The sequence below is a fragment of the Pseudomonas sp. C1C7 genome (assembly GCF_013359595.1).
In the GTDB taxonomy this organism is placed as follows: Bacteria; Pseudomonadota; Gammaproteobacteria; order Pseudomonadales; family Pseudomonadaceae; genus Aquipseudomonas.
Window position 1 is genome coordinate 267,448 of the sequence record NZ_JABFMP010000003.1, and the last position, 12,325, is coordinate 279,772.

The 12,325-nt window shown below is 62.1% G+C and carries 14 protein-coding genes; 7 read left to right on the forward strand and 7 right to left on the reverse strand.

Translation table 11 applies throughout. The features are described from left to right. Positions 1 to 66: 66 nt before the first annotated feature. Positions 67 to 498 carry an OsmC family protein gene (locus HNO86_RS04280; RefSeq protein WP_175375783.1) on the reverse strand — a complete coding sequence of 144 codons (432 nt, stop codon included), beginning with the start codon at positions 496 to 498 and terminating at the stop codon, positions 67 to 69. 242 nt (positions 499 to 740) lie between these two features. On the opposite strand from HNO86_RS04280, the gene HNO86_RS04285 reads away from it, so the two are divergent. Continuing rightward, positions 741 to 1,742: an LLM class flavin-dependent oxidoreductase gene (locus HNO86_RS04285; protein ID WP_175375784.1), complete on the forward strand. Its 1,002-nt coding sequence runs from the start codon at positions 741 to 743 to the stop codon at positions 1,740 to 1,742. A 122-nt stretch (positions 1,743 to 1,864) separates the two neighbouring features. On the opposite strand, the gene HNO86_RS04290 is transcribed toward HNO86_RS04285, so the two are convergent. Both HNO86_RS04290 and HNO86_RS04295 read right to left on the reverse strand, forming a co-directional pair. Further along, a complete protein-coding gene (locus HNO86_RS04290; RefSeq protein ID WP_175375785.1) occupies positions 1,865 to 2,086 on the reverse strand; it encodes a DUF1161 domain-containing protein in 222 nt (73 codons plus the stop codon). Between the two features lie 122 nt (positions 2,087 to 2,208). Beyond that, positions 2,209 to 2,424, reverse strand: coding sequence for a dodecin (locus HNO86_RS04295; RefSeq protein ID WP_175375786.1), 216 nt, complete (start codon positions 2,422 to 2,424; stop codon positions 2,209 to 2,211). Positions 2,425 to 2,579: 155 nt separating this feature from the next. Between HNO86_RS04295 and HNO86_RS04300 the strand changes: the two genes are divergently transcribed. After that, a complete protein-coding gene (locus HNO86_RS04300; RefSeq protein ID WP_175375787.1) occupies positions 2,580 to 2,906 on the forward strand; it encodes a YqjD family protein in 327 nt (108 codons plus the stop codon). Here HNO86_RS04300 and HNO86_RS04305 read toward each other — a convergent pair. After that, positions 2,900 to 3,796 carry a LysR family transcriptional regulator gene (locus tag HNO86_RS04305; protein WP_175375788.1) on the reverse strand — a complete coding sequence of 299 codons (897 nt, stop codon included), beginning with the start codon at positions 3,794 to 3,796 and terminating at the stop codon, positions 2,900 to 2,902. The two genes, HNO86_RS04300 and HNO86_RS04305, sit on opposite strands and share 7 nt — an antisense overlap. 112 nt (positions 3,797 to 3,908) lie before the next feature. On the opposite strand from HNO86_RS04305, the gene trpB reads away from it, so the two are divergent. The 5 genes from trpB (at position 3,909) to HNO86_RS04330 (ending at position 7,655) form a co-directional block, all read left to right on the forward strand. Beyond that, positions 3,909 to 5,129 (forward strand): tryptophan synthase subunit beta, encoded by a 1,221-nt coding sequence (gene trpB, locus HNO86_RS04310; protein WP_175375789.1) that lies wholly within the window; start codon positions 3,909 to 3,911, stop codon positions 5,127 to 5,129. Then, the gene (gene trpA / locus HNO86_RS04315) at positions 5,129 to 5,941 is read left to right on the forward strand and encodes a tryptophan synthase subunit alpha (RefSeq protein ID WP_175375790.1); all 813 of its coding nucleotides are present in this window, start codon (positions 5,129 to 5,131) and stop codon (positions 5,939 to 5,941) included. The genes trpB and trpA overlap by 1 nt, the downstream gene beginning before the upstream one ends. A gap of 121 nt (positions 5,942 to 6,062) precedes the next feature. After that, positions 6,063 to 6,503, forward strand: a complete 441-nt coding sequence (locus tag HNO86_RS04320) for an anti-virulence regulator CigR family protein (RefSeq protein ID WP_175375791.1) — start codon at positions 6,063 to 6,065, stop codon at positions 6,501 to 6,503. Positions 6,504 to 6,765: 262 nt separating this feature from the next. Beyond that, positions 6,766 to 7,131, forward strand: coding sequence for a DUF6124 family protein (locus HNO86_RS04325; protein WP_175375792.1), 366 nt, complete (start codon positions 6,766 to 6,768; stop codon positions 7,129 to 7,131). Between the two features lie 140 nt (positions 7,132 to 7,271). Continuing rightward, positions 7,272 to 7,655: a helicase gene (locus HNO86_RS04330; RefSeq protein ID WP_175375793.1), complete on the forward strand. Its 384-nt coding sequence runs from the start codon at positions 7,272 to 7,274 to the stop codon at positions 7,653 to 7,655. 98 nt (positions 7,656 to 7,753) lie between these two features. Here the strand turns inward: HNO86_RS04330 and HNO86_RS04335 are convergent, their stop codons facing one another. The 3 genes from HNO86_RS04335 to HNO86_RS04345 form a co-directional block, all read right to left on the reverse strand. Further along, entirely contained in the window at positions 7,754 to 9,154 is a 1,401-nt protein-coding gene (locus tag HNO86_RS04335) for an aminoacyl-tRNA deacylase and HDOD domain-containing protein (RefSeq protein ID WP_175375794.1), read from the reverse strand. Between the two features lie 78 nt (positions 9,155 to 9,232). Continuing rightward, positions 9,233 to 11,308 (reverse strand): ATP-dependent DNA helicase RecG, encoded by a 2,076-nt coding sequence (recG, locus tag HNO86_RS04340; RefSeq protein ID WP_175375795.1) that lies wholly within the window; start codon positions 11,306 to 11,308, stop codon positions 9,233 to 9,235. A gap of 9 nt (positions 11,309 to 11,317) precedes the next feature. Next, on the reverse strand, positions 11,318 to 12,247 hold the full coding sequence (locus HNO86_RS04345) for a hydrogen peroxide-inducible genes activator (protein ID WP_175375796.1): 930 nt from the start codon (positions 12,245 to 12,247) through the stop codon (positions 11,318 to 11,320). Between the last annotated feature and the right edge of the window lie 78 nt (positions 12,248 to 12,325).

Genomic DNA, 12,325 nt, shown 5'->3' on the forward strand with positions numbered 1-12,325 from the left:
TTTTGCCCCAACGCAAAAAAGATCGCAGCCCTGCAGGAACAGCTCAAGACTGCGATCTTTTTCCATTTACTGCACCAACGTCGCCTCAAGGCTGATCTTCGCATTCAGCACCTTGGACACCGGGCAACCTTCCTTGGCCTTCTTGCTCAACTCATCGAATTGCGCCGGGCTCGCCCCCGGGATTTTCGCTTTCATGATCAGCTTCACTGCCGTGATCGAAAAACCGCCGTCTCCCTGATCCAGGGTGACTTCGGCCTGGGTGTCGATGCTCTCGGCCTTCAGGCCCGCCTCGCCCAGCATCATGGAAAAGGCCATGGAGAAGCATCCGGCGTGGGCCGCGCCGATCAGTTCTTCCGGATTGGTACCCTTGCCGCCTTCGAATCGTGCCTTGAAGCCGTAAGGCGCTTCCCTGAGCACGCCGGTCTCGGTGGAAATCGAGCCGATACCGGTTTTCAGATCACCGGACCAATGCGCCGATGCCTTCTTGATGATCGCCATTGCCTGTCTCCTCAAAGTCCGACGCGAAGGGGCGCGCCTGTGTGGTTTCGCTTGCAAGGATTCTGAGGATAGACCGCACCGCAAAGTTCACTTGATCCGATTGACCTACTGCTTTGGTAGGAAATTTTCCCTTTGCTATTGAAACTCGGGTATATGCCCACATTGCATGAAACACGCTTTTGGATTCGGCAGGTTTTCGTTCGCAAGAAAAAACCTGCGCCCTCAATTGGAGATGCAGGTTTATGAAACGACTGTCCGACATCAAGTTCTCGACCCTCGATCTGGTGCCCGTGCGGGAAAACGGTAGCGTGGCGCAGTCGCTGCGCAATTCGCTGGATCTGGCGCAGCATGTCGAGAAGTTCGGCTACAACCGGTTCTGGGTCGCCGAACACCACAACATGGATGGCATCGCCAGTTCCGCGACTTCGGTGGTACTGGGATACGTGGCTGGCGGCACCTCGACCATTCGCGTGGGATCGGGCGGGGTGATGCTGCCCAACCACGCGCCGCTGGTGATCGCCGAACAGTTCGGCACGCTGGAAAGCCTGTATCCGGGGCGTATCGACCTCGGTCTGGGTCGTGCGCCGGGTTCCGATCAGTTGACGGCGCGGGCACTGCGCCGCGAGCGCTCGGGCAGCGCTGACGATTTCCCGGAAGATGTGGCGGAGCTGGTTCGCTACCTCGGCCCGCGTTCGCCGGAGCAGCGCGTCATCGCGATGCCGGGCACCAACACCAACGTGCCGATCTGGCTGCTCGGCTCCAGCCTGTTCAGCGCCCAGCTGGCGGGCGAGCGCGGTTTGCCCTACGCCTTCGCCTCACATTTCGCACCGCGTTACATGCATGAGGCGATCCGCGTCTACCGCAATCACTTCAAGCCTTCGGCGGTGCTGGACAAGCCTTACGTGATGCTCGGGGTGCCGCTGGTGGCGGCCGATACCGATGAGCAGGCTGATTATCTGGCGACTTCGGTGTTCCAGCGCATTCTCGCCCTGATGCGCGGCCAGAGCCTGGTACAGCGTCCGCCGGTGAAAACCATGGACGGCCTGTGGCTGCCGCACGAGCGCGAGGCGGTGAGTGATTTCCTGGGGCTGGCGATGATCGGCAGCCCGCAGAAAATCCGCGCCCGGCTGGAAGTGTTGATCGAACAGACCCAGGCCGATGAGCTGATCTTCACCTGTGACCTGTATGAACACGCCGATCGCCTGCATTCCTACGAACTGCTGGCGCAGGTCATGAAAGGCTGACGCTAAAACCCTGTAGGAGCGAGCTTGCTCGCGATGGTCGTCAACGATGACGCTGGGCAACTGACACCCCGCGGTGACTTTGCCTCCATCGCGAGCAAGCTCGCTCCTACAGTAGAGGGGATCTAGCGTTTGTAGACGATTTCCTTGGTTCCTTTCTCGCAGGTCCCAACGACCTTTCCGCCGGCACCCGCACCTTTGTCGACGATTTCCAGCGAGTAACTGGAAACGCCCTTGGCATCGAGTTTTGCGGCGATTTCGGCTTTGAGCTCTTCGCAGGACTTGCCGTCGGCGAAGGCTGTACCCGCCAGGCTTAACAAACCTACCGCCAAAATAAACTTCTTCATCAGTGGCAATCTCTGGTCGGATCAAAAGGGGGCATCCGGCCATTGGCCGGATTCAATCATGTAGCGTCTTGCCATTCCCTATGGCACTCGGCCAGCGCGCAAGTCCGAAAGTCGAAAGCCGGTCAGCTGCTGGCGATCCGGAAACCGACCTTGAGGGTCACCTGAAAGTGCGCCGCCTTGCCGTCCTTGATGTGCCCGCGGGTATCTACAACTTCAAACCATTCCATGTACTTGAGACTTTTACTGGCCTCGGCCAGTGCGTTGTTGATCGCGTCCTCGATGCTGGTTTTGGATGAGCCAACCAGCTCGACTTTCTTGTAGGTGTGATGGTCAGTCATGGCGTTCTCCTTGGGTGTGCATACAGCCTAGCAGTGATTTTCTGACTTACTTCTGTCGGTCGATCCCACAGCAAAGTTCACATTTACTGCACTTTCTCGAGCCCCCGAAGTCCCAACCAACACACGCCACTCATCATCAATGCAGGAGAGCCACCATGGCCAACAGCTCGTTACGCAAAGCCTCATTGCAAAGCATGGAAGCGGAGATCGAGAGTCTGCTCAAATCCCTGGAAAGCCTGAAGGACGACGCCTCGGACGAGTCGCGCAGAACCCTCAAGGTACTCAAAGGCAACGCCGAGAACGCGCTGAGACATTCGCGCCATCTGCTCTCCGATGCTTATGAAGAAGTCAAAGTGAAGACCCGGGAAACCGGGATTGCCACCCGCGACTACGCCCAGGAACACCCCTGGACCACAGCGGGTGTGGCCGTCGGTGCGCTGGGCCTGCTGGCCGCTTACCTGATGTGCAGACGCGGTCATTGATCCGTCTGGCGCAGCTCGTTCTTGAGCCACTGCGCCAGTTGCCGGGCGCGCCCGTCCGCGGCGCGCTTGGGCAGCCACAACGCCAGCTGAGCCGTGGTTTCGCTGAAACCCCAGGGCGCCACCAGCCGGCCGGCCTTCAAGTCCTCGGCCACCAGCGGCTGCGGAGCGATGGCCACCCCAAGCCCGGCCACCGCCGCTTCCAGCAAGTAATACAAGTGCTCGAAACCCTGACCGTACTTCAACGCCTTGGCGTCGAGATCGCTTTGCTGCGCCCAGCTCGGCCAGGCCTGCGGGCGCGATGTGGTGTGCAGCAATGACTCGTTGAGCAACGCGGTGGGCGGCGCGGTCTTGAGCCTGTCGTAGCCGGCGAACCGCGGGCTCATCACCGGGCCGATCCATTCGCTGGTCAGTTCGAACACCTGCATGTCCGCCGGCCACGGTGGCTCGGCGAACAGCAGCAAGGCGTCCAGATCCGGACGGCGGGGGTCGAGATCGCCTTCTCCGGCGGACAGGTGCAGGCGCAGATCCGGCAGGTCGGCATTCAGCCGCCCCAGGCGCGGAATGAACCAGCGAGCGAGCAGGCTTCCCGAGCAGCCGAGCACGAAAGGCGCATCGGCCGTGGTCCGGGAAATTTCCGCACACACAGTGCGCAGGCGCTCGAAGGCTTCGGCGCTGGCGTCGCGCAGGCGCAGGCCGGCATCTGTGAGTTTGAGGCCGCGACCTTCCTTGGTGAACAGGCTCACCCCGAGGTGTTCTTCCAGCACCTTCAGTTGCCGGCTGACGGCACCGTGGGTGACGTGCAGCTGTTCGGCGGCCTGACTGACGCTGTTGAGGCGGGCAGTGGCTTCGAAGGCGCGCAGGGCGTTGAGCGGTGGCAGTTCCTGGCTCATTTGATCTGTGAGTTTTCCTGACAGGTTGCAGCGATCTTATCGGTTTTCAGTCGGCGGTGTCAGGGGTAGAGTGGACCCCATTGTCATCTCACGCATTCAACTGGAGCGCCCCATGACCCAGACTAATCTGCGCAACGGCCCTGATGCCAACGGCCTGTTCGGCGCGTTCGGCGGCCGTTACGTCGCTGAAACCCTGATGCCGTTGATCCTCGACCTGGCCCGCGAATACGAAGCGGCCAAGGAAGATCCTGCCTTCAAGGAAGAATTGGCCTACTTCCAGCGCGACTACGTCGGTCGTCCAAGCCCGCTCTATTTCGCCGAGCGCCTGACCGAGCACTGTGGCGGCGCGAAGATCTACCTCAAGCGTGAAGAGCTCAACCACACCGGCGCGCACAAGATCAACAACTGCATCGGCCAGATCCTGCTGGCGCGGCGCATGGGCAAGAAACGCATCATCGCCGAGACCGGTGCCGGCATGCACGGCGTGGCGACCGCCACCGTGGCCGCGCGTTTCGGCCTGCAGTGCGTGATCTACATGGGCACCACCGACATCGAGCGCCAGCAGGCCAACGTGTTCCGCATGAAGCTTCTGGGCGCCGAGGTGATCCCGGTCGTGGCCGGCACCGGCACCCTGAAGGATGCGATGAACGAAGCCCTGCGTGACTGGGTGACCAACGTCGACAGCACCTTCTACCTGATCGGCACCGTGGCCGGTCCGCACCCATATCCGGCGATGGTCCGCGACTTCCAGGCCGTCATCGGCAAGGAAACCCGCGACCAGCTGCAAGCCCAGGAAGGCCGTCTGCCGGATAGCCTGGTGGCATGCATCGGCGGCGGCTCCAACGCCATGGGCCTGTTCCACCCGTTCCTCGACGACAAGAGCGTGGAGATCATCGGCGTTGAAGCGGCCGGCTACGGCATCGAGACCGGCAAGCACGCGGCCAGCCTCAACGGCGGCGTACCGGGCGTGCTGCACGGCAACCGCACCTTCCTGCTGCAGGACGACGATGGCCAGATCATCGACGCCCACTCGATCTCCGCCGGCCTGGACTACCCGGGCATCGGCCCGGAACACGCCTGGTTGCATGACATAGGCCGCGTTCAGTACACCTCGGTGACCGACGACGAAGCCTTGGCTGCCTTCCACCAGTGCTGCCGCCTGGAAGGGATCATTCCGGCGCTGGAAAGCGCCCACGCCCTGGCCGAAGTGTTCAAGCGCGCACCGAACCTGCCGAAGGATCACCTGATGGTGGTCAACCTGTCGGGCCGTGGCGACAAAGACATGCAGACCGTGATGCACCATATGGAACAGTCTCAGCAGGAGAAACACTAATGAGCCGCCTGCAAACCCGCTTTGCCGAACTGAAAGAGCAGAACCGCGCCGCCCTGGTGACCTTCGTCACCGCTGGCGACCCGGGCTACGACACCTCCCTGGCCATCCTCAAGGGCCTGCCAGCCGCCGGTGCCGACGTGATCGAACTGGGCATGCCGTTCACCGATCCGATGGCTGACGGCCCGGCGATCCAGCTGGCCAACATCCGTGCCCTGGGCGCCAAGCAGAACCTGGCGAAAACCCTGGAAATGGTTCGCGAGTTCCGCAAGGACAACAACGAAACCCCGCTGGTGCTGATGGGTTACTTCAACCCGATCCACAAGTATGGCGTGCCACGTTTCATCGCCGAAGTGAAGGAAGCCGGCGTCGATGGCCTGATCGTGGTCGACATGCCGCCCGAGCATAACGGCGAGCTGTGCGATCCGGCCCAGGCTGCCGGCATCGACTTCATCCGCTTGACCACGCCGACCACCGACGACGCGCGTCTGCCAACCGTTCTGAACGGCAGTTCCGGGTTTGTGTACTACGTGTCCGTGGCCGGTGTGACCGGTGCTGGCGCGGCGACCCTGGAGCACGTCGAAGAGGCGGTGGCTCGCCTGCGTCGCCATACCGATCTGCCGATCAGCATCGGTTTCGGCATTCGTACTCCTGAGCAGGCAGCGAACATCGCGCGTCTGGCCGACGGTGTGGTGGTGGGTTCGGCGCTGATCGATCAGATCGCCAATGCGCAGACGCCGGACCAGGCGGTCGATGGTGTTCTGAGCCTGTGCTCGGCACTGGCCGATGGCGTACGTAAGGCCCGTGTCAGCTGAGGGTAAAGTTCCTGATACAGAGGAATTAGAGCCTCGCGGCACAGACTAAACAGCAAGACCGAGGGCTTCAGGACTGCGTTCTGAAGCCCTTTTTGCTGTGGGTGTTGCGAGGAAATTCCGAATGAAAATGCCGAAACGTCTGATGGCCAGCCTGGGCGTGCTGATGCTCAGTGCGACTCCGCTGCTGAACGCCAGCGCCGATCAGCGCGACGATCACGACCACGGCGGCCCGCAGGGCCATTACGAGCATTACGACGACCACCGGGACGGCCACGACCATTATCGCGGCGGCCCACCGCCACGGGACTTCGGCCCGGTTCGCCAGACCATCCACGATCACCGCGACTACTTCGTGCGCGGTGCGCCACCACCGCCGGGTATCTACGTGGTCCGCGGCCGACCGCTGCCCCACGGTTACTACGGCGAACGCCTGGACAATCGCGCCCTGAGGAGCCTGCCGTACTACCCCGGCTATGAATGGCGCCGCGCGGGCGCCGATATCGTGCTGATCGCGGCCGGCACCGGGATCGTCTACGAGGTGTTGCAGGGCGTTCTCTACTGACAACTCAACCAAACCTGTAGGAGCGAGCATGCTCGCGATGGACCCGAGAACGCCGCGGGGCATCAGGCACCCAGCATTATCGTTGTCGCGCATCGCGAGCAAGCTCGTTCCTATAGCAATCATGTTTAATCTGTGGAAATTCACGTGAATCGATGAAGAAAACCGGCAGAAAATCGAGGAAGCATCCCACACCTTTTTAAGGTTGGCCGTCGGAAGCGCGGGGCGTAGCGTGGTGGCTCCAAACATGACAAGGAGATACACCATGCTTGATGTCAATGACTCACCTGATGGATCAGAAACCGACAGCACACCTGCGTACCTCTCCACTCCATCCAGAAAACTGCACCCGGCGGTCGATCGTGCGCTGGATTTCTACCTGAAACCGACGACACCGCGCAGGGCCGGGGCTCATTCCCTGGGCACCATTTTTGTGGTGGCGCCCGACGTCGACAACGAAACCCTGCTAGCCCATGCCTGTGAGTCGCTGGCGTCGGCCAGTGTGATGGCGAGTGAATTCGCAAGCTCCCTGGACGGCTGCAATCGCAACACGATGCTGGCCTTGCAGCAGGTGATCATGCTGGGAGAACTGGCGATCAATCGGGTGCTGGACAACATGAACCCGTCGTGAAGAAGGGCGCTGCGACTGTGACTTGGTAGTCATCAGCGTCAAAAAGCAGTCCATCTTCTTCTAACTCAACTCGATAGTGGCATTACCGTACCAAGTCGCTACACTGCGCCGGCCGTTCACTTTTCTATTGGGGCTTGCGCATGAAATTTCGTTTTCTGCTGTGGATGCTGGGTTTGTTGATGGGCAAGGCCAGCCGGACCAATCCGGCATTCCAGCAGCAGTTGGGTGACAAGGAGCTGGTGTTTCAACTGCAGACGCTGGACGGCAAGGTGGCGCGGCATTTCCGGGTGAAGGATCAGCGCATCACCAGCAAGGCCGGGTTCTACGCCGAGCCTGCCTTTGCCATCGCCTTCAAGGATGCGGGCTATGGTTTTGCCACGATGCAGGCGAAGAACAAGCAACTGGCGTTCATGACGGGGATTCAGGACAAGTCGATTCAGATCAAGGGCAACCCGGCGCTGGTGATCTGGTTCCAGGGGTTGACCAAGTATTTGAAGCCGAAGAAGGCCAAGCCCAAGGCTTGAGGTATTCAGTTGGATTTGTGGTGAGTTCTTCGCGGGCAAGCCTCGCTCCTACAGGGTTCCATGTAACCCTGTAGGAGCAAGGCTTGCCCGCGAAGCTTTCAGGACTGGCTGAACTGCGACGCCAATTCGCGCAACAACACCTCAGCCTCAAGCACCTTGCTGACCACGTCGTTGGCCTTTTCGCGGCTCAGGCCCAGGCGTTCGAGCAGAGCGTCGGGAATGTCCTCGTCCGGCCCCGAGCCGATACCGTGGCTGCGCAGCAGGCGCACGGACAGGCACACCAGGTTCGGGTACTCGGCGAATGCACCGTCGTAGTTCGGGTCGTGCTGGAAGCGCAGCGCGGTGGCCAGCTCTTCGGGCATGTCCCAGAAACGCATCAGCCACGAACCGATCTGCTCACGGCTGATACCCAGCAGATGCTGCTCGATGTAGCTGTGGCACAGGTGCGGGTTGACCTCCAGGTGGCGGCAGATCAGCGAGAAATGCGGCGGGAACACGTGGGCCAGCAGCAGGTAGCCGAAGTTGTGCAGCAGGCCCGCCAGGTAAGTCAGACCGGCTTCCGGGCGCTGGGCGCGCGGCATGGCGCGAGTCAGGCCTTCGATGACGGCGGCGGTGTAGATCGATTGCTGCCAGTACGGCGTGCTGTGTTGCGGGCGATCCTTGGGCAGGCTCAGGGTTTTGCCCAGGGCCAGGCCCAGCGCCAGATTGATCACCAGGTCGAAACCCAGCACCCGCACGATGGCATCTTCCACCGAACGGATCTTGCCCGGCGAGGCGTAATACGGCGACGCTGCCCAGCTCACGACCTGCGCGGCCAGGGCCGGGTCGGTTTCGACCACGCCGGTGATGTCGTCGATGGTGGCGTTGGGGTCCACGCGCAGCTTGATGATCTTCTGTGCGGTTTCGGCCAGTGGCGGAATTTCGATGGTCGCTTCCAGGCGTTGCTGAATGCGCCGTGCGGTGAACGCCTGGACTGCCTGGGTGATTTCCTCGCGATCGTCATCGGGGCGATCGAGGTTCGGACGAATGCTGCTCAGCGGCTCGCCGAAGTTGGCGGCGCTGGCTTTGCTGAGCATGGACTTGAAGGCTTCGCTGGAGATTTCCAGCAGCACTTCGGGCTCTCCCGAATTGACCAGCACCTTCGGCTCGCGCAGCAGGCTTTCGTCATACAGGCACGGGGAGCTGGTGAGGGCCGGCAGACCCGGCAGCAGGCTCAGGTTGTGCTTGCCGAGCATCTTGACCAGGCGCTCGGTCGACACCGCCGTCAGGCGGCGGCCGGTGAGTTCGGTCAGACGGTTGAGGTCGAGCAACTGGCTCTGCGGGAACAGCACCATCAACGAGCCGACGGCATCGTCGAGCAGTACGGCCTGGACCTTGCGCGCCGGGTTCAATCCGTGATGGTCGAGCACTTCTTCATAGGCAATGCCCAGCTTGTCCAGCAGCATCCGAATGACCGACGGAGTGTGCGGAGTAGCGGGTGCAAGGGCTGCTTCGGTCATGGTCTGTATCCGTACTTAAACAATGGCAGGAGTATAACCAGCTTGCTCATGCCCATCCTCCAGAAACTGAGACGGTGCTCACACTTGTCCATATTGCTGTCCGTGGCGCAGCCAGCGGTCGAGTAATGGGCTCACGTGGTCCGGCCAGCGTTCGAGCAGGGCTTGAGCGGCGTCGCGTACCGCAGGCAGCAGGTCGGCATCACGCATCAGGTCGGCGACCTTGAATTGAAGCAGGCCGGTTTGCCGCGTGCCGAGCATTTCGCCGGGGCCGCGCAGTTCGAGGTCTTTTTCGGCGATGACAAAGCCGTCGTTTGTTTCGCGCATGATACCCAGGCGCTGACGGCCGATCTGTGACAGCGGCGGATGATAGAGCAGCACGCAATGGCTGACCGCGCTGCCTCGCCCGACCCGACCGCGCAGCTGGTGCAGCTGCGCCAGGCCCAAGCGTTCCGGGTTTTCAATGATCATCAGGCTGGCGTTGGGCACGTCCACGCCGACCTCGATCACGGTGGTCGCGACCAATAGCTGCAGGTTGCCGGCCTTGAATTCGGCCATGACCGCGGCTTTCTCGGCAGGCTTCATGCGGCCGTGGATCAGCCCGACCTTCAGCTCGCCAAGGGCGGCGGTCAGGTCTTCATGGGTGGTTTCGGCGGCCTGGCAGGTCAGCTCTTCCGACTCTTCGATCAGCGTACACACCCAGTAGGCCTGACGCCCTTCGGCACAGGCGCTGCGCACCCGCTCGATGACTTCGACGCGACGGGTGTCGGTGATCAACACGGTGTTGACCGGTGTTCGGCCGGGCGGCAGTTCGTCGAGTATCGAGGTGTCGAGGTCGGCGTAGGCGCTCATGGCCAGCGTGCGCGGGATCGGCGTGGCGGTCATGATCAGTTGGTGCGGGCACATGCGCCCGCCTACGCCTTTCTGGCGCAGGGCGAGACGTTGCTGCACACCGAAGCGGTGTTGTTCGTCGATGATCACCAGCGCCAGGTTCTTGAATTGCACTTCGTCCTGAAACAGCGCGTGAGTGCCCACCACCATCGGTGTGCCACCGGCGATCTGTTCCAGCGCGGCCGCGCGGTTCTTGCCCTTGAGCTTGCCGGCCAGCCACGCCACTTCGATGCCCAGCGGTTCGAGCCAGCGCTTGAAGGTGATGAAATGTTGCTCGGCGAGAATCTCGGTGGGCGCCATCAGCGCCACTTGATAGCCAGCTTCCAGGGCCTGCAGCGCGGCGAGGGCGGCGACCACGGTCTTGCCCGCGCCGACGTCACCCTGAATCAGCCGCAGCATGGGCTCGCGCTGACTCAGGTCGTAGGCGATTTCGTTGCCGACCCGTTGCTGCGCGCCGGTGGGATTGAAGCCCAGATTGGCCAAGTATTTGGCCGGCAACTGCGTGGCTTTGGGCATGGCCGGTGCGCGCAACGAACGCATGCTTTCGCGCAGGCGCTGCTGGGACAGTTGGTGGGTCAGCAGTTCTTCGAAGGCCAGACGATGCTGGGCCCAGTGATGACCGAGCGCCAGTTCGTCGACATCGGCGTCGGCCGGCGGGTGATGCAGATAGCGGATCGCATCGGCCAGCGGCGCCAGTTGGTAATCCCGGGCCAGTTCGGTCGGCAGCCAGTCGGGCAGGCTGGTGGGGCCGAGCATGGTCAGGGTCTGCATGCACAACTGACGCAGGCGTTGCTGGGTCAGGCCTTCGGTGAGCGGATACACCGGAGTCAGGGTTTCATCCACGGGCGGCGGCTCGTCGCCGGTGATGGCGCGGTATTCCGGGTGGTAGATCTCCAGCCCCGAAGCGCCGGGCCGCGCTTCTCCGTAGCAACGAATTCGCGTGCCGCGCTTGAGGCCTTCTTTCTGAGCGTTGCTGAAGTGGTAGAAGCGCAGGCTCAGCCCGCCGGTGCCATCCTGCAGGCGCACCACCAGGCTGCGACGACGACCCATCACCACGTCGGCACCGCTGACAGTGCCTTCGATCACCGCATCCTGTCCCGGGCGCAGCGCGCCGATGGGCACCACGCGGGTGCGATCCTGATAGCGCAGCGGCAGGTGAAACAGCACGTCCTGAAGGTTTTCCAGGCCGACTTTGGCCAGCTTCTCGGCCATGGCTTCGCCGACACCCTTGAGTGCCGTCACCGACACTTGCGACAACTCGGTCATGACGCGTGCTTAGCCCGCCACCACCTGCGCGGACGGCTTGGCCACCGAGCACAGGCGAATGGAGTCAGCGAGGATTTCAATGGCCTTGGGCCGCGGGAAGCTGGCGCGCCAGGCGATCGCCACCGTGCGATAAGGCGTCGGCGCCGACAGCGGACGGACTTCGATCACGCCAGGGGCATAGTGGTGACTGTCCACCGCCGACAGCGGCAGGATCGATACGCCAAGGCCCGAGGCGACCATGTGGCGAATGGTTTCCAGCGAGCTGGATTCCACCGTGGTGTGCTTGGCGCCGTCGTTGCCCTTGGTCAGGGTCGGGCAAGCTTCCAGCACCTGGTCGCGGAAGCAGTGGCCTTCGCCGAGCAGCAACAGGCTCTTGTCGTTGAGCAGGTTGGCGTCGATGGATTCCTTTTGCGTCCACGGGTGCTGGGCTGGCATCAGGACGTAGAACGGCTCGTCGTAGAGCTGCAGGGTCAGCACGTCGGCTTCGTTGAACGGCAGGGCGATGATGATCGCGTCTAGTTCGCCGTTGCGCAGCTTGTCGCGCAGCACGTGGGTGAAGTTTTCTTCGATGTACAACGGCATCTGCGGGGCGACCCGGTGCAGTTGTGGAATCAGGTGGGGAAACAGGTAAGGGCCGACGGTGTAGATTGCGCCGACTTTCAGCGGGGCGGTCAGCTGGTTCTTGCCGGCCTGGGCCAGTTCGCGAATGCCCTGGGCCTGCTCCAGCACCTTTTGTGCCTGGGCCACGATGCCTTCGCCGACTGGAGTCAGGCGCACGGCGCTTTTGCTGCGCTCGAAAATCAGCACACCGAGTTCGTCTTCAAGCTTTTTCACGCCCACCGACAGGGTCGGCTGGCTGACGTGGCAACGCTCGGCCGCGTGGCCGAAGTGCTGCTCTTGGGCGAGGGTAACGATGTAGCGTAATTCTGTCAGAGTCATAGCAAGCGTCCATGAAGTTGCGGGCCAAGCATACCGGCTGCAATCGATAGACGCACGTTATCAGAGAGCGCGTGTCGG